This window comes from Klebsiella sp. HMSC09D12 (assembly GCF_001808475.1).
GTDB classification, from domain to species: Bacteria; Pseudomonadota; Gammaproteobacteria; order Enterobacterales; family Enterobacteriaceae; genus Klebsiella; species Klebsiella oxytoca.
The window spans coordinates 60,640-84,702 of record NZ_KV793473.1; the positions used below are offsets into that span (position 1 = coordinate 60,640).

General features: G+C 56.5%; 24 protein-coding genes. 16 read left to right on the top strand and 8 right to left on the bottom strand.

Features of this window, described 5'->3' with window-relative positions:
- Positions 1–22 precede the first annotated feature (22 nt).
- Complete coding sequence (gene patD / locus HMPREF3178_RS11770) at positions 23–1,450, top strand: aminobutyraldehyde dehydrogenase (protein ID WP_017145956.1); 1,428 nt, start codon at positions 23–25, stop codon at positions 1,448–1,450.
- A gap of 342 nt (positions 1,451–1,792) precedes the next feature.
- Here the strand turns inward: patD and HMPREF3178_RS30900 are convergent, their stop codons facing one another.
- On the bottom strand, positions 1,793–1,915 hold the full coding sequence (locus HMPREF3178_RS30900) for a small membrane protein (protein ID WP_004101819.1): 123 nt from the start codon (positions 1,913–1,915) through the stop codon (positions 1,793–1,795).
- Between the two features lie 567 nt (positions 1,916–2,482).
- Here HMPREF3178_RS30900 and HMPREF3178_RS11775 point away from each other — a divergent pair.
- On the top strand, positions 2,483–2,767 hold the full coding sequence (locus tag HMPREF3178_RS11775) for a hypothetical protein (RefSeq protein WP_017145955.1): 285 nt from the start codon (positions 2,483–2,485) through the stop codon (positions 2,765–2,767).
- Between the two features lie 52 nt (positions 2,768–2,819).
- Here the strand turns inward: HMPREF3178_RS11775 and yncL are convergent, their stop codons facing one another.
- The gene (gene yncL, locus HMPREF3178_RS11780) at positions 2,820–2,912 is read right to left on the bottom strand and encodes a stress response membrane protein YncL (protein ID WP_004101822.1); all 93 of its coding nucleotides are present in this window, start codon (positions 2,910–2,912) and stop codon (positions 2,820–2,822) included.
- A 197-nt stretch (positions 2,913–3,109) separates the two neighbouring features.
- Here yncL and HMPREF3178_RS11785 point away from each other — a divergent pair, with 197 nt between their 5' ends.
- The 3 genes from HMPREF3178_RS11785 (at position 3,110) to HMPREF3178_RS11795 (ending at position 5,462) form a co-directional block, all read left to right on the top strand.
- Positions 3,110–3,283: a GhoT/OrtT family toxin gene (locus HMPREF3178_RS11785; RefSeq protein WP_004101823.1), complete on the top strand. Its 174-nt coding sequence runs from the start codon at positions 3,110–3,112 to the stop codon at positions 3,281–3,283.
- A gap of 71 nt (positions 3,284–3,354) precedes the next feature.
- Positions 3,355–4,125 carry an alpha/beta fold hydrolase gene (locus HMPREF3178_RS11790; RefSeq protein ID WP_070585171.1) on the top strand — a complete coding sequence of 257 codons (771 nt, stop codon included), beginning with the start codon at positions 3,355–3,357 and terminating at the stop codon, positions 4,123–4,125.
- An 80-nt stretch (positions 4,126–4,205) separates the two neighbouring features.
- Positions 4,206–5,462 (top strand): putative acyl-CoA thioester hydrolase, encoded by a 1,257-nt coding sequence (locus HMPREF3178_RS11795; protein ID WP_004101825.1) that lies wholly within the window; start codon positions 4,206–4,208, stop codon positions 5,460–5,462.
- A 3-nt stretch (positions 5,463–5,465) separates the two neighbouring features.
- On the opposite strand, the gene HMPREF3178_RS11800 is transcribed toward HMPREF3178_RS11795, so the two are convergent.
- On the bottom strand, positions 5,466–6,899 hold the full coding sequence (locus HMPREF3178_RS11800; RefSeq protein WP_004112770.1) for an aldehyde dehydrogenase: 1,434 nt from the start codon (positions 6,897–6,899) through the stop codon (positions 5,466–5,468).
- Between the two features lie 271 nt (positions 6,900–7,170).
- On the opposite strand from HMPREF3178_RS11800, the gene HMPREF3178_RS11805 reads away from it, so the two are divergent.
- A complete protein-coding gene (locus tag HMPREF3178_RS11805) occupies positions 7,171–8,769 on the top strand; it encodes an ABC transporter substrate-binding protein (protein WP_017145954.1) in 1,599 nt (532 codons plus the stop codon).
- A gap of 16 nt (positions 8,770–8,785) precedes the next feature.
- Positions 8,786–9,019 (top strand): DUF2526 family protein, encoded by a 234-nt coding sequence (locus tag HMPREF3178_RS11810; protein ID WP_004101835.1) that lies wholly within the window; start codon positions 8,786–8,788, stop codon positions 9,017–9,019.
- Positions 9,020–9,027: 8 nt separating this feature from the next.
- On the opposite strand, the gene HMPREF3178_RS11815 is transcribed toward HMPREF3178_RS11810, so the two are convergent.
- Positions 9,028–9,477 carry a DMT family transporter gene (locus HMPREF3178_RS11815; protein ID WP_017145953.1) on the bottom strand — a complete coding sequence of 150 codons (450 nt, stop codon included), beginning with the start codon at positions 9,475–9,477 and terminating at the stop codon, positions 9,028–9,030.
- Complete coding sequence (locus tag HMPREF3178_RS11820; protein WP_017145952.1) at positions 9,474–9,992, bottom strand: GNAT family N-acetyltransferase; 519 nt, start codon at positions 9,990–9,992, stop codon at positions 9,474–9,476. The genes HMPREF3178_RS11815 and HMPREF3178_RS11820 overlap by 4 nt, the downstream gene beginning before the upstream one ends.
- Before the next feature lie 493 nt (positions 9,993–10,485).
- Here HMPREF3178_RS11820 and HMPREF3178_RS11825 point away from each other — a divergent pair, with 493 nt between their 5' ends.
- The 3 genes from HMPREF3178_RS11825 (at position 10,486) to HMPREF3178_RS11835 (ending at position 13,625) form a co-directional block, all read left to right on the top strand.
- Positions 10,486–11,781, top strand: coding sequence for a porin (locus HMPREF3178_RS11825; protein ID WP_017145950.1), 1,296 nt, complete (start codon positions 10,486–10,488; stop codon positions 11,779–11,781).
- 165 nt (positions 11,782–11,946) lie between these two features.
- Positions 11,947–12,522, top strand: a complete 576-nt coding sequence (locus tag HMPREF3178_RS11830) for a helix-turn-helix domain-containing protein (protein ID WP_004101846.1) — start codon at positions 11,947–11,949, stop codon at positions 12,520–12,522.
- Between the two features lie 65 nt (positions 12,523–12,587).
- Positions 12,588–13,625, top strand: a complete 1,038-nt coding sequence (locus tag HMPREF3178_RS11835) for an NADP-dependent oxidoreductase (protein ID WP_004112778.1) — start codon at positions 12,588–12,590, stop codon at positions 13,623–13,625.
- Between the two features lie 43 nt (positions 13,626–13,668).
- Here HMPREF3178_RS11835 and rihA read toward each other — a convergent pair whose 3' ends face one another.
- A complete protein-coding gene (gene rihA / locus HMPREF3178_RS11840) occupies positions 13,669–14,604 on the bottom strand; it encodes a pyrimidine-specific ribonucleoside hydrolase RihA (RefSeq protein ID WP_004101849.1) in 936 nt (311 codons plus the stop codon).
- Positions 14,605–14,897: 293 nt separating this feature from the next.
- Here rihA and HMPREF3178_RS11845 point away from each other — a divergent pair, with 293 nt between their 5' ends.
- Positions 14,898–15,197 carry a DUF406 domain-containing protein gene (locus HMPREF3178_RS11845; RefSeq protein WP_017145949.1) on the top strand — a complete coding sequence of 100 codons (300 nt, stop codon included), beginning with the start codon at positions 14,898–14,900 and terminating at the stop codon, positions 15,195–15,197.
- A gap of 73 nt (positions 15,198–15,270) precedes the next feature.
- On the opposite strand, the gene pqqU is transcribed toward HMPREF3178_RS11845, so the two are convergent.
- Positions 15,271–17,382, bottom strand: coding sequence for a TonB-dependent receptor PqqU (gene pqqU / locus HMPREF3178_RS11850; RefSeq protein ID WP_004101853.1), 2,112 nt, complete (start codon positions 17,380–17,382; stop codon positions 15,271–15,273).
- A gap of 263 nt (positions 17,383–17,645) precedes the next feature.
- Between pqqU and HMPREF3178_RS11855 the strand changes: the two genes are divergently transcribed.
- On the top strand, positions 17,646–18,707 hold the full coding sequence (locus tag HMPREF3178_RS11855) for a 7-bladed beta-propeller protein YncE (RefSeq protein WP_016807844.1): 1,062 nt from the start codon (positions 17,646–17,648) through the stop codon (positions 18,705–18,707).
- Positions 18,708–18,931: 224 nt separating this feature from the next.
- Positions 18,932–19,153 (top strand): YgdI/YgdR family lipoprotein, encoded by a 222-nt coding sequence (locus HMPREF3178_RS11860; RefSeq protein WP_004101857.1) that lies wholly within the window; start codon positions 18,932–18,934, stop codon positions 19,151–19,153.
- A gap of 49 nt (positions 19,154–19,202) precedes the next feature.
- Here the strand turns inward: HMPREF3178_RS11860 and ansP are convergent, their stop codons facing one another.
- Positions 19,203–20,660, bottom strand: a complete 1,458-nt coding sequence (ansP, locus tag HMPREF3178_RS11865) for an L-asparagine permease (RefSeq protein WP_016807843.1) — start codon at positions 20,658–20,660, stop codon at positions 19,203–19,205.
- Between the two features lie 268 nt (positions 20,661–20,928).
- On the opposite strand from ansP, the gene HMPREF3178_RS11870 reads away from it, so the two are divergent.
- From HMPREF3178_RS11870 to HMPREF3178_RS11880, 3 genes are all read left to right on the top strand, one after another.
- Entirely contained in the window at positions 20,929–21,468 is a 540-nt protein-coding gene (locus HMPREF3178_RS11870) for an AAA family ATPase (protein WP_024274124.1), read from the top strand.
- Positions 21,469–21,942: 474 nt separating this feature from the next.
- Positions 21,943–22,944, top strand: a complete 1,002-nt coding sequence (locus HMPREF3178_RS11875; RefSeq protein WP_004101863.1) for an LLM class flavin-dependent oxidoreductase — start codon at positions 21,943–21,945, stop codon at positions 22,942–22,944.
- On the top strand, positions 22,941–24,062 hold the full coding sequence (locus tag HMPREF3178_RS11880; protein ID WP_017145947.1) for an amidohydrolase: 1,122 nt from the start codon (positions 22,941–22,943) through the stop codon (positions 24,060–24,062). The genes HMPREF3178_RS11875 and HMPREF3178_RS11880 overlap by 4 nt, the downstream gene beginning before the upstream one ends.
- The last annotated feature ends 1 nt before the right edge of the window (position 24,063 follow it).

Here is a 24,063-nt window from a genome sequence, read left to right on the forward strand (position 1 = left end):
AAAACCGATACAGGATAATGCTATGCAAAATAACCTTTTGATAAACGGTAAGTTAGTGGCTGGCGAAGGCGAGACTGTGCCGGTGTTTAATCCAGCCACCGGCGAAGAGATTTTGTCGATTGCGGAGGCCTCTGCGACGCAGGTTGATGCTGCGGTTGACGCCGCTGACCTGGCCTTTGCCGGCTGGAGTCAGACGACGCCGAAAACCCGCGCCGAATGCCTGCTGCGGCTGGCGGATCTGATTACTGAACATGCCCAGGAGCTGGCTCAACTGGAGTCGTTGAACTGCGGCAAACCGCTGCACTGCGTGGTCAACGATGAGCTACCGGCGGTTGCCGATGTTTTCCGATTTTTCGCCGGTGCAGCGCGCTGTCTGCCGGGTATGGCGGCAGGTGAATACCACGAAGGCCACACCTCGATGATCCGCCGCGATCCGGTCGGCGTGGTGGCTTCTATCGCGCCGTGGAACTATCCGCTCATGATGGCGGCCTGGAAACTGGCGCCAGCGCTGGCGGCAGGCAACTGCGTGGTAATAAAACCCTCTGAGATCACTCCGCTCACCGCGCTGAAGTTAGGTGAACTGGCGCAGGAGATTTTCCCCGCCGGGGTGCTTAATGTCCTGTTCGGGCGCGGAGCAACCGTCGGCGATCCGCTGACCGCCCATGCCCGGGTTCGCATGGTGTCGCTAACCGGCTCGATTGCTACCGGCGCGCATATTATCGGCCATACCGCGGCGTCGATTAAGCGAACCCATATGGAGCTGGGCGGGAAGGCGCCGGTTATCGTTTTTGATGATGCGGATATTGACGCGGTGGTGGAGGGGGTACGGACCTTTGGGTTTTATAACGCCGGTCAGGACTGTACCGCCGCCTGCCGCATTTACGCGCAGGCCGGAATCTATGACCAACTGGTGGAAAAGCTCGGCGCGGCGGTCGCCAGCCTGAAGATTGGACCGCCGGACGATGAAACGACCGAACTGGGCCCGCTGAGCTCGCAGGCGCATCTGGACAGGGTCAGCGCCGCCGTCGATGCGGCTCGTGCCTTGCCGCATATTCAGGTGGTGACCGGCGGCAGCAAAGCGCCGGGCAATGGTTACTACTTCCAGCCCACGCTGCTGGCAGGGGCGAAGCAGGACGATGCGATTGTGCAGCGGGAGGTTTTTGGTCCGGTTGTCAGCATCACCGCATTTAGCGATGAAGAGCAAGCGTTGTGCTGGGCCAACGATTCCCAATATGGTCTTGCCTCGTCGGTATGGACTCGCGATGTCGGCAGAGCGCACCGGCTCAGCGCCCGCCTGCAGTATGGCTGTACCTGGGTCAATACGCATTTTATGCTGGTTAGCGAAATGCCGCATGGCGGGCAGAAGCTCTCCGGCTACGGCAAGGATATGTCGATGTATGGCCTGGAGGATTATACGACCATCCGTCATGTGATGATCAAGCACGGGTAGAGGATGAGTGATTCAGATTAGCCTGCTAATAGTTACCATAGCAAAAAATGTTAAAACAGAAGCGTGCGTTTATGAGAATATTCTTAAGCCCCTTCAAGAGCTAAGCCATGATGAGTGCCGGAGATAAGCGCCGGGTGGGGCCGGTTAGTCCTCGGGGCGAGGGATGTGCTCTTCCGGGTCCTCTCGTTAACTGACGGAAAAGTTCGCCAGCCCCTGCAGGCAATGCAGGGGCTTTTTGTTGCGCTGGAGATATTAACTTGTTGCTGTGATTTTGCCTGATATCAGGTCATCAGAAATTAAATACGTACGGCGTTATTTATTTTTTGGCAAATGATTAACAGGCTAACGTTTGTTTTTTTTGCTCGGTAAACTTGATTGACGACGCTCGCGAACATAAGAAAAAAGATTATAAATTGCAGCAATAAGTAAAATTAACGCCACAATAAGCACGGCGATTCCGGACATGTACCACCTCAAAAAGCAATGAGTAAAAAACAAGCTTCGCATAACTTGTAATTATGAATGTATGATTTTATGCGAAACAAGGCAAATGATATTTCTTATCATTTAAAATCGACAGAAAAGTTTTATCGCTATTTTGGTTTTGTAAGCTATTGATAAGTAATGGTGTTTTGTCTTTTTAACCCGTTTTACTGCATCCTGGCCGCCATCGAACCCGCTAATAATGATGATCGCCTCTTGGCTCAATGCTGATGATTGGATAAAGAATAGTAAACAATTGCCCTGCGACAGGAAAGGCCCGTGAGCTTCGGAGAATAGCGCGCAGCGCTGATTGCGGCAAATGAGGCTTATTTAAACTTAAGCCATCAAATATATAACCCTATAAATAAAGGTGTTATTAACTGCGGGTTGTGAGAATAAGTTCTGAAAGGCAAGAGATATTCATTTATCGCCATTAATATTTTCGTGCCCCCCTTTAAATTTAGCGGATATGTAATATTTATGTTAAATAAGCCGCGATGATGACGGCTGGTGGGGCAGGGAAGCGGGTTTGACTTTATATAGCCGCTCATGCGAACATTCGGCGCAATTTGTTGCTTCGACGTTGATATAGTTTTGAAAAAAATAGCGTGTTTTCTCTTCGTGGCCTGCGCCACAGCGATGCTTTACGGGAATTTTCCCGCTAAACAGATTGTTGATTGTGAAAAACAGGGCGTAGCAGAAGCGGTTTGCGCTGCGGCCGCGTGGGACAGTGAAAAAGTTGACCTGCTCCCGGCGTGGGATCCTGAATTGCAGAAGCTGATGACCGTGCAACAACACGCCTCTACAGCTGAGGCTGGCGCTATTAAATCGTAAAAAAGCAGCCTTCAAAGGCTGCTTTTTTAGGTTTCATTGCTGAGTAAAATCGCTAAAACCAACCAAAACGAACGGACAACAGGCCGATTAGCGCAAGCGCTGCGCCGACATTTATCAGAAGGACGGTTTTGCTGGAAACATCCATAACGCCACCTTAATGAATTAGCCTCTACAGTTATAGTACGAGGTCAAAGGTTGCGCTATCGGACTAAGCCGAATCGGGCGTATTTCTGAAAATTAAAGCCGTGACTCGTTTTATTATGCCATAAACTCTGACGTACGCTGGGGTACGAAAAGGCATCGCTTGACGCGAAAATGCCTCTCAGGGAAGGAAGAAGAAAAATGACGTTGTACCAGAAAATGCTGGTTTTTTATGCAGTTATGGGCTGTATCTGCGCGGTAATAAGCTGGTTCTTAACGAAAGAGAGCCGCTGGATCCGCCTGCTGGCGGCGCTGCTGATTGGCGCGACATGGCCGTTCAGCTTTCCCATGGCGTTGCTGGTCTCTTTGTTCTGATTGAAAAATCGATGGCTAACTTTTAGTGATGACTGTATAAAAAAACAGGCTCAACTAACGGATGATCTTCGATGAACAGTTTCTATTCCTCTCAGGCCGGCGGCAACGTGCGCTGGCTGGACCTGCCCGGCCGCGGTGAACCGATTATCTTTATCCGCGGCCTGGGCTGCGCCTCAACCTATGACTATCCTCGCGTGGCCGCCGATCCTGCGCTGGCCGGACGGCGAACGATTCTGGTCGATTTACCCGGATACGGCTACAGCGACAAGCCGCCATCTTTCGGCTATCGCATTGGCGATCAGGCCGGAGTGATAGTTGAGCTTCTGGATTGCTTAGGGCTAACGCGCTGCTACTTGTATGGTCACAGCATGGGCGGCAGCGTGGCGATTGAAGCCGCAGAACGGCTCGCCGAACGGGTGCTGGGGCTGCTGGTGGCCGAACCCAATCTCTATCCCGGGGGCGGGATGTACAGCAGGCGCATCGCGGAACAAACCGAAGAGCGCTTTATTGCCCGGGGCTATGCCGAGATGCTCAGTGCCGAAACCTCGCCCTGGGCCGGTTGCCTGCAAAACAGCGCTCCGTGGGCGGTGTGGCGCGGAGCGTCCAGCCTGGTGAAGGGCGCTAATCCGTCCTGGTTTACTCGCTTTATCCATTTATCCTGTCCTAAGGCCCTGATTTACGGAGAGCATTCGTTACCGGCTCAAGAAGCGACGGATACTGTCGCGGCGGGGATCCCGCTGTTAGCGATCCCGCTGGCCGGGCATTCAATGGCGTGGGAAAACCCATCGGCGCTGGCCCGCACGCTTGACAATTTTTATGCCAGCATTGAGGCAGAAGTCTGATTCGTGATCGCTACATACAAAAAGAAACAATATTTCATTTATTTTGATATTCCGTTTCTTTTATATGTGGCGAGCGTGAAATGCGAATAATCAACATCCTGGGTATCTCGGCTTTACTCTGTACGCCTCTGCTTCTGCAAGGGTGCGTAACGCAACATCCGCGCGGGACGGCTTCCCGCCCGCAGCTTACGGCGGCGGAAGCGGCAAGCTTCACCATGGAGCGCTATTTTGCGCAGGGCGGCGCGTTGAGTGCCCCGGATGGGCCATGGTCGCCATCGCCAGTTAGCCTTCCGCAAACGGAAAGCGCCTGGCGCGTGGCGCCTGCGGGAGCGCCGTACTCCCGCATTCAGCAGGCGGTTAATGCGGCAATAGCCCAGCATTCGGCAAAGAATGAGCGTATCTATATCCGTATCGAGCCAGGCATCTATCGGGAAACGGTCTATATCCCCGCAGGGGCGCCGCCGATAACCCTTTATGGCGCCGGAGAGCAGCCCGAAGAGGTCAGGATTGAGCTGGCGCTGGATTCACAATTTTCTGCGCAGCGCTATCGCGAGCAGGTGAACGGCCAGCATCAGTATCGTGAAGGCGACCCCGCCTGGTACCAGTATGCGCTTTGCGCCGGGCGTACCAGTAAGACAATAGGCACCAACTGCGCGGCGGTGATGTGGTCGCAAAGCGCTGATTTCCAGCTGGTTAATCTTAGCGTAGCCAACAGTCTGCTGGATACCGTTGATGGCGGTACCCACCAGGGGGTGGCTCTGCGGACGGATGGCGATCGCGTGCAGCTGGAGAAAGTCCGTTTGCTGGGACGCCAGGATACGCTCTATTTGAATACCAGCAACCTGCGTAATGAAGCGGTGACGGATCGCATTAGCCGCGTATACGTCAAAGACAGCTACGTCGAAGGGGACGTGGATTATGTCTTCGGCCGGGCGAATGCGGTCTTTGACAATGTGCATTTCCACACCGTCTCGACGCGCCGTTCTCCCGAGGCTTACGTGCTGGCGCCGAACACGTTGCCGGATAATCCATACGGCTTTCTGGTGAAGAACAGCCGCTTTACCGGCGACAGCGGCTATCAGGGCAGTTTCAAGGCAAAGCTGGGCCGCGCCTGGGATCAGGGGGCAGGCAAGACCGGCTATTTAGCGGGGCAGACCGCCAACGGACAGGTGCTGATCGCCAACAGCGCTATCGATCAAAGCTACGATCGGCTTTCCCCATGGGGCGCTGCGGCCACCACCTCCCGACCGTTCCGCGGCAATATTTCCGCAGAACGACAGCTGGATGACGTGGCCTTTAATCGCCTGTGGGAATTCAAGAACCATTGGCGGCCTTGAAACTTAAAACGGCAGCTCGCGCGGGAGCGTTTGCAGCGTGATCCAGCGCAGCTCGGTAAACTCGGCAATCCCCGCGCGTCCGCCAAAGCGGCCATAGCCCGATGATTTACAGCCGCCAAACGGCATTTGCGCTTCATCGTGCACGGTGGGGCCGTTGATGTGGCAAATGCCGGTTTGCAGATTTTGCGCCAGGTTCCACGCCCGGGCGCTGTCCCGACTGTATATCGCCGACGAGAGGCCATATTCGCTTTCGTTCGCGACGGCCAGCGCTTCGGCTTCGTTCTGAACGCGAATAATCGATTTCACCGGGCCGAACGATTCCTCATGCCAGATGCGCATTTCCCGGGTGACGCCATCGAGCAGGGTGGCGCGCATTTGCGTCGAATTGGATGTGCCGCCTGTGAGCAGGCGCGCGCCCTTCGCCAGCGCATCCTCTATCAAGGCATTGCAGCGGGTGACGGTCTTCATCTCTACCACCGGGCCGAGCAGGCTGGCGGGCAGGGCCGCCGCGCGCCTGGCTAGCAGCGCCACAAACTCTTCCGCGACGGCCGCATCCACAATGATGCGCTCGGTCGACATGCAGATTTGTCCGGCGTTGGCGAATGCGCCAAAAACGGCGCCCGCAGCCGCCTGTTCGAGGTCAGCGTCGTCGAGCACCAGCAGCGGTGCCTTGCCGCCCAGTTCAAGCACCGCCGGTTTCAGATGCTCCCCGCAGGTGCGGGCGATAATCCGTCCTACCGGCGTCGAACCGGTGAAGTTGATGCGACGTACGGCGGGGTGCGCTATTAGAGACTCCACCAGCGCAGGAGCGTCGGCGGGAGTGCAGGTCAGATAATTCACCACGCCGGCGGGGAAGCCCGCCGCCGCCAGGGCATCGATAATTAGCCCCTGAGTCGCCGGCGAGAGCTCCGCGCCTTTGAGAATAACCGTATTTCCGCAGGCCAGCGGCGTGGCGATAGCGCGAGTCGCCAGAATCAATGGTGCGTTCCACGGCGCCATGCTGAGTACGACGCCCGCCCCCTGACGGATGCCCAACGCCAGATTTCCCGGCACGTTAGAGGGGATCACCTGGCCTTCGATTTGCGTGGTCAATGCGGCGGCTTCGCGCAGGATATCGGCGGCCAGATGCACGTTAAAACCGGCCCAGTGCGCGGTGGCTCCCGTTTCGGCCGCCATCGCGGCAATAAACTTCGCCTCACGGCGCAGCATCTCTTCGGCAGCGTCCAGCAGGAGGCGTCGCCGTTCTGCGGGTATCGTATCGCGCCATTGCGGATACGCCGCGCCGGCGGTATCGGCGCAGCGGCGAGCGTCAGCCAGGCTGGCGGCGCTGGCAACGGAGGCGTTTTCTTGCGTCAGCGGGTTGTAGCGGGTAAAAGTGGCATGGCCTTCCGCATCGTGCCACTGGCCGTTGGTGTAGAGAGTGCAGGTTATTGTCATTGTAGGTTTCTCCTGGCGTTGCGATTTGCCGAGTGTACCGGGTTGCGCCGCCGCGTGATGCCGTCCGGGCGGTTATCGCCCTGTTTTTTCGCAACCTTTCGCACGCTTCACATTTATGACTGAAATCGAGGGGGGAGTGACAGTAGAGATGCTGAATTAATCGGCGAAAAAGCGGTTTTTAGCATAACCTGATACCAATTGATTATTTGCCGGTTGAATTCCCCTGTGCTGTTATTAAAGGACTTATAACAAATTCATAAGGCTTATAACCATGTTTACAGGGAAAACGTTTATTGCGCTGGCGTTGAGCGCACTTCTGCCGGCAGCAAGCGCGCTGGCGGCGGGCGATGATACGCTGGTCTATTGCTCCGAAGCCTCTCCGGAATCCTTCAATCCGCAGATTGCCAGTTCCGGGCCCTCTTTTGTCGCCAGCTCTCAGGTGCTGTATAACCGGCTGATAAACTTTGATCCGGTCAAAAACACGCCTGTTCCTTCCCTCGCGACGGAATGGAGCGTCTCTCCGGACGGCAAAACCTGGACCTTTACCCTGCGTAAAGGCGTGCAGTTCAACAGCAATAAATTCTTTAAGCCGACCCGCGATTTCAACGCCGATGATGTGCTGTTCTCGGTGCTGCGCCAGAAAGATGCGAATCATCCTTATCACAATGTTTCCCACGGGCAATACGAATACTTTCACGACGTCGGGCTGGATAAGCTGATTAAAGAGGTCAAAAAGATCGATGACTACCACGTTCAGTTTGTGCTCAACGAACCCAATGCGGCATTCCTCGCCGACTGGGGGATGGATTTTGCGTCAATTCTGTCTGCCGAATATGCCGATGCAATGCTGAAAAAAGGCACGCCGGAGTATATCGATACCTGGCCTGTCGGCACCGGACCTTACGCCCTCCAGCAGTATAAGGTGGATTCGCTGATCCGCTATGTTGCCAACCCGCACTACTGGGATGGTGAAGTGCCGACTAAACACCTGATCTTCTCGATCACCCCGAACGTTGAGACACGGCTGGCGAAGCTACAAACCAATGAATGCCAGATTATTCCCGCGCCGTCGCCGGTACAATTCCCGGTGATTAAAGGTAATAAAGATCTGGCGCTGCATTCGGTTGAGGCGCTCAACGTCGGCTATCTGGCGTTTAATACCGAGAAAAAGCCGTTCGATAACCTGCTGGTGCGGCAGGCGCTCAATTATGCCACCGACAAGCAGGCGATCGTGAAAGCGGTGTTCCTGGAGTCCGGCAGCGTTGCGAAATCGCCGATCCCTGCCAATATGCTGGGCTATAAGAAAGATCTGCCCGATTACGACTACGATCCGCAAAAAGCGAAAGATCTCCTTAAACAGGCCGGGCTGGAAAAAGGGGCCGAAGTCACCCTCTGGTCGATGCCGGTGCAGCGCCCGTATAATCCTAATTCGCGCCGTATCGCTGAAATGATCCAGAACGACTGGAGCAAAGTTGGCATCAAAGCCAAAATCGTCACCTATGAGTGGGGCGAGTACCTCGCCGGTATGCGCAAAGGGGAGCATGACAGCGCGCTGTTTGGCTGGATGTCAGATAACGGCGATCCGGATAACTTTGCCGGTACCCTGTTAAGCTGCGATAACATTAAAACCGGCTCCAACGTTGCCCGCTGGTGCGATAAGCCCTACGATGCGCTGGTGAAAAAGGCTATCCTGGTGAGCGACCCGCAGGAGCGCGCTAAACTCTACGCTCAGGCGCAGGAGATTTTTTATCAGCAGGCCCCATGGATCACCCTGGCAACCGGCAAAACCTTCTACGCGACGCGCAGTAACGTTAGCGGCTACAGCGTGAGCCTGATGGGCAGCGATTTTTCCAAAGTTAAACTTAATTAAGCCGGAAGGAGGAAGCATGTCGCATCTGGATGAGGTCGTCGCGCGCGTGGACGCGGCGATTGCCGAAAGCGTCATTAGCCATATGAACGAACTGCTGATTACATTAAGCGACGACGCCGGGCTGGGGCGAGAAGAGCGCTACGTGCAGCAGCAGCGTTTGCGTAACGCTATTGCTCATCATGGCCGCCAGCAGCATGAGGAACAGGAAGCGCGCCGGGAGCAGTTGACCCGCGGCGGCGAGATCCACTAAGCCAGGCGCTAGAACTGGCGTCTGGCCACCAGCCAGGCGCCGATAACCAGCATTACCGCACCGCAGAGTGGGCCAATCAGCGCGCGAAGCGGAACGCCATGCGCGCGAAGTAAATCCATCACCAGGCCACCGATCAACTGACTGGCAATCAATACTGCGATGGTGGTCGCCGCCCCGACGTTCTGATAGCCGCTGATGCTGGCAAAGACAAAGAACGAACCCAGCAAACCCGGAATTAGCGTCCACCACTTTACGCTGACCGCCAGCTCCTCAATCCCTGCCGCGCCGTGCTTCAGCAGCAGTATCGTGACAAAAATCACGATGCCGACCAGCGAGTTCAGCAGCATAGCGATCAGAATGGTCGATGCGGACTGGGTAATTCGTACCATCAGGGTGTTTTGCACGACCAGCCCAATGCCGGCGGCAATCAAACAGGCCAGGGTCAGCGTCTGATTCATGCGCCGCCGTCCGGATCGCGGCGATCGTCAAGCTGTAGCTGCATAAAGGTCAAATCCAGCCAGCGGCCAAATTTCGTGCCGACCTGCGACATCTGTCCGGTGGTGATAAAGCCCAGCGTGTGGTGCAGATGTAAAGAAGCCTCATTTTGCGCTTCAATACCGGCAACCATCACGTGCTTATTCAACCGCTTAGCTTCGGCGATCAGGGCCACCAGCAGGCTGCGGCCCAGCCCTTTGCCCTGATGCGCAGGATGGACATATACGGAATGCTCGACGGTATGGCGAAAGCCATCAAAGGCGCGCCAGTCTCCGAAGGAAGCATAACCGGTAATGACGCCGTTTTCTTCACTCACCAGCACCGGATAACCGGCGATCTGTCGGGCTTCATACCACGCGATGCGATTGTCGGTATCGACGGTTTTATCGTTCCAGATGGCGGCGGTATGGACGACCGCATGGTTGTAGATTTCTGCGATTGCCGCGCAATCGTCTTTGCTGGCATGGCGGATGATCATGGTAACCCTCAGGCTTGTACACTATAGTGGTACGCTATTATTACAATAATGTACGCAAGGCTGTCATCTGTTTTAGTCATAAATTTTTCCTCTGGCTTGCCGAATCCGTCGGTTCTCTGTCCAGGACTCTCCTGTCTCATCATTCAAATCAATAACTCCTGTATTACAACTGATTGAACGTATCACTATTACTCTACAGTCATATTTTCAATTTTTATTTACCAGTTTTATATTTTGATGACATTTAGTAATGAAGTTGTGGCCACGATAACTTCATGATTGTATTGAAGATGATACAAATCATTGTGATAGCATTCCCTTTTTTATTTTTACGCAATAGAAATAGCTTAACCCCGGAAGATATATTGTCATTAATCAGAGTGCGTATGGAAAAATAGACGGCATAACTCTGGTGGATTTTATAACGATATTCCATTCATACCATTATGCGTATTTATACGCAGGGATTCATTTTGCTGATAAGGGTGAAGCAATGGCGCGTAGGAAAAATATGAAAGTAGTAGTGCCTTCGATACTGACAATTATTATGGGTAATGTATTAGTCAATACCACCATGGCGGCTGAAACCAATGTGCTACAGGCGGCACCGGCTTATACCGCAACGCAGACTAAAGGGGAGACGCTGTGGAGCAATGATGATACGGCGATCGGTATTTTAGGGTCCGTACGTTTAATGGCCAAAACGGATTCTCATCATAGCCAGGAACATAATATACAGAATAATGACTCACGGCTGGGGGTAGCCGTAAGGCATAATTTTGATCTGAACGGCCTGAGCAATTATGCCGTAGGTTATTATGAGACTGGCGTTCATGGTTTAGATTCCGCAACAGATGACCAGGGCAACGATGTTTATACCCGGCAGGCTTATGCCGGTATTGGTAACGATCGATATGGTGTAGTGACCTTCGGTAAACAATATGCGCCGACAGACTGGGGGCTGGGCATTGACACAACCTATGCCTGGGGTGGAAAGGCGAAACATGATACCGCCGGAATGTCGACGGATATTATTAACTCCGCGGCGATCTACTATTTTAATGATAAAAATATGACCCTTGGCGTCATGGGGCAAGGTAATGACAACGTCGACAGCATCGGCTTTGCGGCCTATGGCGATGGCCCGAACCTGCATGACGCTTACCGCGATGGCTCAGCCACCGTTCACGGCGGCGCCGCGGCCGCCGCGCAGTATCGCTGGGATAACGGCTTCTCCGTCTCCAGCGCCGTTGCCTATAATCATTACACGGTAAATAGCGGGTCAGCCAGCGGCTGCCAGAGTTTTGGCCCGAATGGTCACTGCTTTCATTACACCGATAATAACGGTGATGCCTATGACGGCAATACGTATTCCATGGGGATGAACGCAAAATATACCGCCAACGTCGGTGACCACGCCTGGTATAACGGCGCGGAGGTGACGTATTACCTGAATAAAGTTAATGATGTTAAAGCGGCGACCAGCGGTCATTACGATCGTAATACCCGGCATGGTGATGACCAGGAAACGGTGCTTGGCCTGGAATATGACTCACAGTTTAAAATCACGCCGGCCTGGGGAGTGTACGTTGATTTTAACTGGTCGCAGGGCGGGGATGCCATGGACGGGCAGCACTTCCAGTCGACGGTATTAGGCACTGATTACTGGCTAGGTAATAGCGCGGTGACCTATCTTGAATACGGCTACGAAAAAGCCTGGGGCAACGATAACGAGGCGTGGAATATTGACGATCATCTTGGCGCAGTGGGCCTGCGCGTCTTTATTTAGTCGAGGCGTTTTCTTTTCATTTATTGCCTTAAAGGATGTAAGTTTAATTATCCCCTGATTTCTCCAGATTGCCCGGCGTAATATCACGTCGGGCCTTTTCCTCGGAATAAGCGGCCATTTTCGGCTGGTTGTGCAAACAGACGCCCTACACTATAGTGTCACGCTATGAATACTATAGAAGACAACCTGAACCAGCGCATCAGCGCACGCATCCGTATTGAGCGGGAATCTCGCGGCTGGTCGCTGAGCGAACTGGCGGATCGGGCGGGCGCGTCCCGGGCGATGATCCACAAGATCGAGCGCGGCGAAAGCAGCCCGACGGCCTCTATGCTTGGGCGGCTTTCCGGCGCCTTTGGCATTAGTATGTCGACGCTGATCGCCCGCGCCGAGATGCAGGAAGGCAAGCTGCTGCGGTTGGCTAATCAGCCGGTGTGGCACGACCCGCAGAGCCACTATCTGCGTCGTCACGTGTCGCCGCGTAGCGATTTGCCTATCGATCTGGTGCAAGTGGAGCTGCCCGGGGGCAGCGATATTCCGATGCCGGCGGCTTCTTATGCTCTGGCGCGACAGCTTATCTGGCTGCAGCAGGGCGAGCTGGTGTTTATCGAAGGCACTACGCGCCACGAAATGCAGGCGGGGGATTGTCTGGAGCTCGGGCCGCCGAACGACTGCCGCTTCATTAATGAAACCACGCAGCCCTGCGTCTATCTGGTCGTCCGGCTCAATCAATCTGCCTCATAATGTCAATGCGCGCTGACGGGAAAGCAGCTAGCCTCAACACAGACTTGTCAAAAGAGGAGTTTGTTATGGCTTTTAATCCGCAACGCCACCGCCGCTGGCTGCTGGCATCCCGTCCGCACGGCGAGCCGACCGGGGAGAACTTCCGCCTGGAAGAGGGTGAGGTCGCTTCTCCTGGGCCGGGGCAGCTGCTGCTGCGCACCGTCTTTCTGTCATTAGATCCCTATATGCGCGGGCGGATGAGCGACGCGCCTTCCTACTCGCCGCCGGTCGCCATTGGCGCGGTGATGGTGGGCGGCACCGTAAGCCGCGTTGTAACGTCGAACCATGCTGATTATCAGCCCGGCGATTGGGTGCTGGGCTACGGCGGCTGGCAGGATTATGAGATTTCCGATGGCAGCGGGCTGGTGAAGCTGGGCGATAACCCGGAACACCCCTCTTGGGCGCTGGGTATCCTCGGTATGCCGGGCTTTACCGCCTACATGGGACTGCTCGATATCGGCCAGCCAAAAGCGGGCGAGACGCTGGTGGTGGCCGCCGCCACCGGGCCGGTCGGCGCCACGGTCGGCCAGATAGCGAAGCTGAAAGGATGCCGTACGGTAGGCATTGCGGGCGGCAGCGAGAAGTGCCGTTATGCGGTAGAGACGCTGGGTTTCGACGTCTGTATCGATCACCGCGCGCCCGATTTTGCCGTTAAGCTGTTAGAAGCGTGCCCGCAGGGCATCGATATCTACTATGAGAACGTCGGCGGCAAAGTATTCGATGAAGTGCTGCCGCTGTTGAACACATCGGCCCGCGTGCCGGTCTGCGGCCTGGTCAGCGGTTACAACGCTACCGCGCTGCCCGCTGGCCCGGATCGTTTACCGCTGCTGATGGCGACGATCCTCAAAAAACGCATTCGGATGCAGGGCTTTATCATCGGCCAGGATTACGGTCACCGGATTGCGGAGTTCCAGCAGGAGATGGGGCGCTGGGTGCAGGCAGGGAAAATCAAATACCGCGAGCAGGTCGTTGACGGCCTGGAGAACGCGCCGCAGGCGCTCATCGGCCTGCTGAAGGGTGAGAACTTCGGTAAGGTCGTGGTTCGCGTCTCTCCTGACGAGTAATCATGTACCCGGCAGGCTTCGCGCCTGCCGGATAGTTTGACCATCAGGCGTAAAACGCCAGCCGCTCGGCCAGCAGATCGACAAAGGCCCGGCGATCGATGTCGAGCATCACCGTCGTATTTGGCGTCTTGCCGGTCAGGTTGTAGAAATCGACCACCGTCATTCCCTGCGTATATTTCCCCTGCGTTTCCACGCCGACCCAGCGTTCAACGGTGGTAAACATCTCCGGCTTCAGCAGCCAGGCAATGGTGCAAGGATCGTGCAGCGGAGCGCCGACAAAACCCCATTTTTCATCCTTATGGTACTCAAGGAAAAAGTCGAGTAGTTCGGCGACGATAGTGGATATCGGATTGCCGATACGGCGGAAACGCTCGATATCTTCGACGTGGATTTGCGCTTTGTGGGTGACATCCAGCCCGGCCATCACCACCGGGATCCCGGACTGGAAAACGATCTCTGCCGCTTCCGGGTCGACGTAGATATTAAACTCGACCGCCGGCTGCCAGTTACCCAGCACCATGGCGCCGCCCATCATCACGATGCGGGCAATTTTGCTATGCAGTTCAGGGTGGCTGTTGAGCAACAGGGCGACGTTGGTTTGCGGACCGGTAGCGACGATCGTAACCGGCCCGGCGCTTTCGCGCAGCGTTTTCGCCATCAGCTCGACGGCGGTGCAGGCCTGCGCGGCAAAGCCCGGCTCCGGCAGCGCCGGGCCGTCAAGCCCACTCTCGCCATGCACGTTATCGGCGATAATCAGCTCCCGCATCAGCGGCTTAAGCGCGCCGCCGGCGACCGGAATATCCGGGCGCTTAAGCAGGGTGAGCATCCGCAAGACGTTGCGCAGCGTTTTTTCCGGTGTCTGGTTTCCGGCGGAGGAGGTGACGGCTTTCACATCGAGTTCGGGTGAGGCGAGGGCAAGAACGAGGGCGATCGCGTCGTCGTGACCCGGATCGCAATCGATAATCACTGGCAGTGCCATGGCAGCTCCTTGTTGGCGTTATTTTGTGACAAGGGTAACGCCGCAAAGCGCTATAGACGAGGCTCAACGCAGGATAGTGTGATGGTGTGCACGAATGGTTGCCGATATTTTGGGCTCTCTCGCCAGGACGGATGCGCGATCTGTGCGCAATCAGGGCGTAGCCATGCGGTGGCGCAAGAAGTCGCTTCACGCGGTGGCGTATAATGATAAAACGACTCAACCATACGAATATTATTGGTTTGCTTTCCGCAAATGGATTCTTATTCTAAAGAAAATTTTACGAGGTAACCGCAATGAAAGATGTTGTAGATAAATGCAGTACCAAAGGCTGTGCCATTGATGTAGGTTCGATTATTGATAATGAGGACTGCGTATGGCGAGTTGAGAAAAACTTCGTCAGCCGTGAAGAGGCTGAGTCCACCCTGGCGGCCGTTCGCCAACGTGCCGAAGCCGCCGCACCCGCCAGCGAGCCGCCGCAGGTTGACTATACCATTGAGACCGCCGGTGATGAGGTTAAGCTTGAGGCTTCAATTGCTTTCTCCTGCCAGGCGGAGAAGATTATCTTCGAATTGTCCTTAAGAAACGTGATTTAACGTCAGCAAGCCGCCACAGCTAATCCTCAAGGGGATCATGCAAGCGATCCCCTTGAGGTTCAGCGGTTAAGGGTTACTCAAATCGCCATGCCAGATTGAGCCCGATGCCGTAGTTGCGGCCCGGCGCCGGTTCGTAGTAGCGTCCATTGGATTCGTTAACGATAACCGAACCGGCGTAGCGGCGGTCAAACAGGTTATCGACGCGGCCAAACAGATCCATATCCATCTTGCCGTAGCTCCATTTATAGCCGGTCGTCAGGCCGACGACTGTCCAAGACGGCGCTTTGGCGGTGTTCTCATCGTTAGCCATAATATCGCTCAGATAGCGAATATCGCTGCCCGCGTACCAGCCTTTTTCGGGCTGGTAGCCGAAGGAGGCGTAGCCCATGTTACGGGCGATCCCCGGAATACGATTACCTTTACAGCTGGCATCGTCGCAGACATTGGTACGATAGGTCGCATCCAGCCAGGTCCAGGCCGCTTTTAAACGCCAGCTCTCGCCAAACTGCTGATCCAGCCCCAGTTCCATCCCCTGGCGACGGGTTTTCCCGGCGTTTTTGTAGCTGGTACGGCCCCCGCTGCTGGCATCGACAACAATCTCATTGTCGGTGTCGGTCTGGAACAGCGCGGCAGTTAACAGGCCATTGCCGATTCGCGCCTTACTGCCAATTTCAACCGTTTCGTTGGTCGACGGCTGCAGGCCAAAATTCAGCCCGCCCTGGTCGCCGGAGCGATAGGAAAGCTCATTGATCGTCGGCGTTTCGAAACCGCGACCGGCGGAGACGTAGACATTCCAGGCGTCGGTTACCGCATATTTCAGCGAGCCTGCCGGCAGCCATTTATGATAGCTGGCTTCGCCGCTGTCATCGCCGTTGCCCGGCGTAATGTAATAATCGTTGGAATCGAACCAGACTGAGCTATAGCGCACGCCGGCGTCCAGAGAGAGCTTCTCGGTGAGCTGCCACTGGGTTTGCAGATAAGGGTCAAGGTTCCACATCAGGTTGCGCTCGTTGCGGCGCAGGTCGCCTTTCTCCCCGTACTGCGGCGCGCCGTTGTTCATGACAAAGTTTTCGTAACCCTTGCGACGTTCGCTCATGGTCTCGTAGTCGAGACCGGTGGTAAAGGTGACCGGCACCAGAAGTTCGCCACGGTGCGTCCAGCGGGTATCAATGCCCTGATAGTGACGCGTCAGGTCGATCACGCCGCCCGCATGGGTGGGTTTGAGCTGCGGCGCACGCGGGATCGACTGATATTGCGTGGTCTCACGCTCGCCGGCATACATCATCACGCTCAGATCGTCCTGCTCGCTCAGCTGTCGCTCGTAGCGTAAACCGGCCTGGGTCTGTTTGATGGTTTTACGGGTATTGTACTCATCGCCTCTCGGCGACTGGCGCGGATTGTTTTGCCATTCGTCATAGCTCAGGCCGCCCGCGTCATTAGCTTTAATATCCACGCTGTTAAACAGCAGGGTCAGCTTACTGACGTCATTGATGCGCACGCCGAGCTTCGCGTTGGCGAGATTCTTACGCGCGCCGCTATGGTCGCGGGAGCCATGGGTGGTGAAGCGGTTGGTGGAGACCACATAGTCGACATCGCCCGCATGGGTGCCGTCGCCGACCGCGCCGGTTGCTTTCATGCCGTAATGCCAGGTACCGAAGCTGCCATAATAGCTGCTGGCTTCGAGAGTTGGCGGCTGGGCGCCGGTCTGGCTGGTAGCGTTGATCACCCCGCCGGAGGAGTTACCGTACAGGGCGGAAAACGGTCCGCGCAGCACTTCAAGCGAATCGAGGCTGCCAATATCAATATTCGAGGTTTGCCCCTGGCCGTCGGGCATGGTGGCCGGGATGCCATCGACGTAAATGCGCAGCCCGCGCACCCCGTAGGTGGAGCGAGAGCCAAAGCCGCGAATTGAAAGCTGCAGATCCTGCGCGTAGTTCTGGCGGTTTTGCACCTGTAGTCCCGGTACCGCGCCCAGCGACTCGGAGAGGTTAACCCGCGGCGCAGCCTGGCGCATCTCATCGCCGTTAACCACGCTGACGGCGGCGGGGGTATCGAGTTCAGAGACTGCCGACGGCGCGGCGGTAACTACCATGGTCTGTTCAGCGGCGATAGCGGTTGGCGCAGCGGATACCAGCGGTAAAAGCAGAGCGGGGAGCGCGACGGCGCGCACGGAAAGGATTTTCATCAACGTTACTCACAAAACGAACCAAACGGAACATATGTATATATGTTAGCTCTTTTGTAAATTTTTTGAAAAGACTTAACAGGATTTGAGTTAACAAATAGCAAGAATTGCGTGATACTCAGGACACAACTGGTAATTAACGCTCCACATTGCGATAAATAATGATTACTATTCGCATTCCAGAGAATAGCGCAAAGCGATGATTTTGCGCCCCGGAAGCACTGTCGAGCAGGCATATATTTGTTTTATCAAAGGGAGTCGTCATGTCATTACGTCATCTGTCCGCGCCGCGTCTGCGCCGTTCACTGTTGTTAACTTCATTACTGCTGGCGGGGAGCTTTAGCGCCCATGCGGCGGAAGAAATGCTGCGCAAAGCCGTCGGCAAGGGCGCATACGAAATGGCCTATAGCCAGCAGGAGAACGCGCTGTGGGTGGCCACATCGCAAAGCCGTTCGCTGGATAAAGGCGGCATCGTTTACCGTCTCGATCCGACGACCCTCGAAGTGACCCAGATCATTCATAACGACCTGAAACCCTTCGGCGCGACGATCAATAACGCCACCCAGACCCTGTGGTTTGGTAACACTACCGACAGCACCGTCACTGCCATTGATGCTAAAACCGGTAAGGTAAAAGGGCGTCTGGTGCTCGACGCTCGTCAGCGCAGCGAAACCGTGCGCCCGCTGGCGCCGCGCGAGCTGGCGGTCAATGAGAAAACCAATACCGTCTACATCACCGGCCTGGGTAAAGAGAGCGTGATTTGGGTTGTGGATGGCGACAAGCTGACGCTGAAAGACACTATCGCTAATACCGGCGCAATGGCGACCGGCCTGGCGGTGGACGCAGAAGCGAACCGCATCTATACCACCAACGCCGACGGCGAGCTGGTGACTATCGACAGTACCAGCAATAAGATCCTCTCGCGCAAGAAGTTGCAGGATGATGGCAAAGAGCACTTCTATCTGAATCTCAGCCTTGATACCGCCGGTCATCGCGCCTTTATCACCGACAGTAAACAGCCGGAAGTGCTGGTGGTCGATATTCGCGATGGCAAAGTGCTGGAGAAAATCGCCGCGCCGGAGTCCCTGGCCGTTCTGTTCAACCCGACGCGCAATGAAGCCTACGTGACGCACCGCAAAGCCGGGGAAGTGAGCGTGATCGATGGTAAGAGCTACAAGGTGGTCAAAACTTTCAAAACCCCGACCCACCCGAACAGCCTGATGCTTTCCGCCGATGGCAAAACGCTGTACGTTAGCGTGAAGCAGGAATCGACGCGTCAGAAAGAGGCGACCCAGCCGGATGACGTTATCCGCATCGCGCTGTGATCTTCACGGGAGGGGGAAGCCCCTCCTGAAAGTCGTTCTGCCGGGCGGCGGTTTGCGTCTTACCCGGTCGGCATAATCCCCGCCTGGTTCGTGCCTTACAGAAAATAGCGTCTTCACCGATATCACCCTCTGTTACAAACGCTTATTAGCCTGACAAATGTAATGGCTATAAACTTACCGCTTTCCTGCGCAAGCGGGACGGTGGCATTAATCCTGGAGATATGATGAAAAGAACATTGATGGTCGTTTGCGCCGGCGCAATGCTGGCTTTGCTGGCAGGCTGTAGCTCAAACTACGTGATGACGACGAAAAGCGGGCAAACCATTGTGACGCAGGGCAAACCGAAGCTGGATAAAGATACCGGCATGACCAGCTATACCGATGAGTCGGGCAATAAGCGCCAGATTAACAGCAGCGATGTTGCTCAGCTGGTGGAAGATAATTAAGTTCTGCAGTTGCGGTTTGCCCCACCGGGCAAACCGCAAAAGGGACGAGTTACGGTTTTTCAATATCCGGCGCAGTGCTGTGAATATCATGCACGCGCTTGCGTACGCCAAACCAGCCGGCGACCAGCAAAACGGCAATCAGCGGAATCGAACCGATGGTATAAGTCCCATTCGGGTAATCGAAAGCCATTAATACCAGCACGCTCAGCAGGAATAGCAGGGTCAGCCAGGAAGTAAAAGGCGCTCCCGGCATCTTGAAGCTGACGTCTGCGGCCTTGCCTTCTTTGATCGCCTTGCGCAGGCGCATCTGGCACACCACAATAAATCCCCACGAGGCGATGATGCCCAGCGAAGCGACGTTGAGGACTATCTCAAACACCTGCGAAGGCACCAGGTAGTTGAGGAATACCCCAACGACATAGACGCCCAGCGTCGCCAGAATACCGGCATACGGCACGTGATGGCGGCTCATTTTCGACATAAATTTAGGCGCCGAACCGCCCATCGACATGGAGCGCAGAATACGCCCGGTGCAGTACAGTCCGGAGTTGAGGCTGGAGAGCGCGGCGGTTAATACCACAATATTCATCACGCTGCCGATATACGGCACGCCCAGCTTCGAGAAGAAGGTGACGAACGGACTCTGCCCGGCCTGATAGGCATTCCACGGTAGCAGCAGCACCAGCAGCAGCACCGAGCCAACGTAGAACAGACCAATACGCCAGATGACGCTGTTGATGGCGCGCGGCACCATGGTCTGCGGATCTTTACACTCGCCGGCGGCGGTACCTACCAGTTCAATAGAAGCGAAGGCGAAAACCACGCCCTGAACCAGCACCAGCGCCGGGAGCAGGCCGTGCGGGAACAGACCGCCGTTATCGGTGATCAGATGGAAACCGGTGGCATTGCCATCCAGCGGCTTGCCGGTGCCAAGAAAAATAGTCCCGACCACCAGAAACGCCACGATTGCCAGTACCTTGACCAGCGCGAACCAGAACTCCATCTCGGCGAACCATTTCACGCCGATCATATTCATGGTGCCGACGATCGCCAGCGCGCCGAGGGCAAAGACCCACTGCGGAACGTCGCCGAACGCGCCCCAGTAGTGCATATACAGCGCGACGGCGGTGATATCGACAATCCCGGTCATCGCCCAGTTGATGAAGTACATCCAGCCCGCAACGTAAGCCGCTTTTTCGCCGAGGAACTCGCGGGCGTAGGAGACGAAGCTGCCGCTGGAAGGGCGATGAAGCACCAGCTCGCCAAGCGCGCGTAAAATAAAGAACGAGAAGAGGCCGCAGACCAGATAAACCAGCGCCAGCGCCGGTCCCGCCATTTGCAGGCGCGCGCCCGCGCCGAGGAACAGGCCGGTACCAATCGCGCCGCCGATGGCAATCATCTGCACCTGACGGTTACCCATCGCCTTGTGGTAGCCGGACTCCTGCGAGTTTAGCCAGTGGCGTTTGGCAGCGTGCTGCTCCGCCACGCTAGAGTGTTTTGTATTCATTGATGTCGCTATTTTCCTGTCAATGTCCATGAAGTGGTTCGTGCTGCTGGCTCTCCCATCATTCTGATGAATGAGATAAGCGAGCATGGCGGAGAATCCTACACGTATCGGAAAATGGACGCACGTAAAAGATTTGTCGACAGCACTTGCTTAAATATCAATGAGATCAGCAGGTTTAAGTCCTTCCCCGGCACCCTGGAAATTTTGCTCAGCGTTTTAACGGTATTGCGCTATGCTTTTCCGCCCGCGTTTTGCCCGAGAGGCCACGATGAAAATCAACGTAGTAGGGACCAGCGGCGTCGGCAAATCTACCCTCGCGCGTCGGCTGGCTCAGGAACTGTCTCTGCCTTATATCGAAATGGATGTGCTCTACTGGCTGCCCGAGTGGCAAGGGACGCCGGACGATGAGTTCTACGCTAAGCTGGCCGCCGCGCTCGCCGCGCCAGGCTGGGTGCTTGACGGCAACTATAACCGCAGTCGTCCGGTAAAATGGCGCGACGTGGATCTGGTGGTGTGGGTGGATTACAGCTTCTGGCGCACGATGCGCCAGGCTATCTGGCGCGCGGCATCGCGTGCCAGCCGACGCCAGGAACTGTGGCCCGGCACCGGTAACAGTGAAACCTTCCGCCGCTCCTTCTTTAGCCGGGACTCCATTATTCTCTGGACGCTAAAAACCTGGCGCAATAATCGCCACCGCTATCTGGCGGATATGCAGGATCCGCAGTATCGACATATTCGCTTTGTGCGCTTACGCAACCAGCAGCAGACCGAGGCGCTGGTGCGCGAGCTTCGGCAGAATAGCCGATAATCCCCCGGCTCGCGCTGCGCTTAGCCGGGCTACAGGCCCGCAGATTGCTCAGGACGCGTAGCCCGGACAGATGCGCAGCATCGCCTCCGGGAATTCTGCCGACTCTGCGCTCTTTTTCCGGGGGGCGGCGCAAAGCCCTTGCCCGGGCTACCGGGCCGCAGACTGCTGAGGACGCGTAGCCCGAACAGATGCGCAGCATCGCCTCCGGGAAATCCTGTCACTCTGCGCTCTTTTTCCGGGGGCGGCGCAAAGCCCCTGCCCGGGCTACCGGGCCGCAGATTGCCGGGAACTCGTAGCCCGGGTAAGGCGTTTACGCCGCAACCCGGGGAATGTGTCGTGACGTGGCATCGCCTCCGGGGACATTTACCTCACCGCATATCTAATTTTCGGCAGAGCACATGTAAATAAATTGTTTCTCTCCAGCCGCGGGCGCTTCTAATAATGCAGACATGTTAATTCACATGAGCCTGCGAAATGTCTTATCGAATCAGTATCCTGGATAAAAGCCCGCTGGCAGCCGGAGAAACGGCCGCCCAGGCGCTGGCGCGCACATTAACGCTCGCGCAACAGGCGGAAGCCTGGGGATATCACCGTTTCTGGATCGCCGAACACCACAACACCGACCAGCTCGCCAGCCCGTCGCCGGAACTGGCGATTGCCTGGATCCTCGGCCAGACCCGCAGCATTCGCGTTGGCTCCGGCGGCGTTATGCTGCAGCACTACAGCCCATATAAGGTGGCGGAGAACTTCAATATGCTGGCTTCTCTTGCCCCGGGCCGCGTGGATCTGGGCGTGGGCAAAGCCCCCGGCGGACTGCCGCTCTCCACTCGCGCGTTGCAGCAGGGACTTAATCTCCAGCAAAAGGGGAGTTTTGCCGACCAGCTGGCGCAGCTCGACAACTGGCTGTCGCTGACCGAAACCGATGGTGAAGAGAGCGTCCGCGCAACCCCAATCCCGCCGCGTCGCGCCGACGGTTTTCTGCTCGGCGCCAGCCTGGAGAGCGCGCAGCTGGCGGCGCAGCTGGACTGGAACTTCGTCTTCGCCGCCCATCTCAACGGCGATAAGCAACTGCTGCGGGAGGTGTTAACCCGCTGGCGCGAACTGAGCCGTCGCGACGCCATTATCGCCGTTCAGGTTATTGTGGCCGAAGAGGCCGCAGCGGCCGCGGCGCTGGCAAAATCCGTCGAAGCATGGGGCGTTGAGCTGGAAAACGGTCAGCGGGTGACCGTCGGCAGCGAAGCGCAGGCGGCCGCCTTTGCCCGTCAGGCGGGCAGCAGGCCGACGCGTATCGCCCGGCGGGAATCGGCCGTGCTGTTCGGCACCCCCGAGCAGGTGAAAGCGCAGCTGGATGCCTTGCAGTCGGCGTGGAACATCGACGAATTTATTATCGACACGCCCATTAGCGACGGCGCGGCGCGCCTTAACTCCCTGCGGCTGTTGGCCCGGGCGCATCTGAGCGCGGAGGTCCAGCCATGAGCCTTGCCGAACAGTTAATTCGCTGGCGGCGCGAGCTGCATCAGTATCCGGAACTTTCGCTGCAGGAGGTCGACACCACCGCGCGTATTCGCGACTGGCTACAAAGCGGCGGCATCAGCCTGTTGCCATATGATCTGAAAACCGGCGCGGTTGCCGAGGTTGGGAGCGGCAATAAGGTGATTGCCCTGCGTGCCGATATTGATGCGCTGCCTATCGAAGAGGCGGCCAGCGTGCCGTTTCGCTCGCTGAATGCCGGCGTGATGCACGCCTGCGGGCATGATATTCATACCAGCGTGATCCTTGGCGCGGCCTTACTGCTGAAACAACGCGAAGCGCAGCTGGCGGGACGCGTCCGCATTCTGTTCCAGCCGGCGGAGGAGAGCTTCGGCGGCGCGAAAACCCTGATTCGCGCCGGCGTGCTGGAGGGCGTTTCCGCCATTTTCGGTATGCATAATGAACCGGGGCTGCCGGTGGGGGAATTCGCCACCCGAGGCGGCGCGTTTTATGCCAACGTCGATCGCTTTGTGTTTAAGGTGACCGGCAAAGGCGCTCACGCCGCCCGGCCTCATGAAGGGAAGGACGCCATTCTGCTGGCCAGCCAGCTGGTGACCCTGCTGCAAAGCGTCGCCAGCCGCGAAGTGAACACCCTCGATTCCGTGGTGCTGAGCGTCACGCGGATTCAGGGCGGCAATACGTGGAATGTCCTGCCGGAAAGCGTCGAGCTGGAAGGAACGCTGCGCACCCACAGCAGCGAAGTCCAGCAGCGGGTGAAGGTGCGGGTGAGCGAGATTGCCGCCGGCTTCGCCAGCGCCTTCGGCGCGCAGATCGATGTCTTCTGGTACGCCGGGCCGACCGCGCTGGTCAATGATGAGCGCTGGGCGGCTTTCGCCAGCCACGTGGCCGATCGATCCGGCTACCGCACGCACCATGCGGATCTCCATCTCGGCGGAGAGGATTTCGCCGTTTATCTTCAGCATATTCCCGGCGCGTTCGTCAGCATCGGCAGCGCCAGCGAGTTTGGTCTTCACCATCCGGCGTTTAACCCGGATGAGCGCTTAATCGCGCCGGCGGCGCACTACTTTGCCGATCTGGCAGAGCAGGCGTTGAAAGAACTTTAAT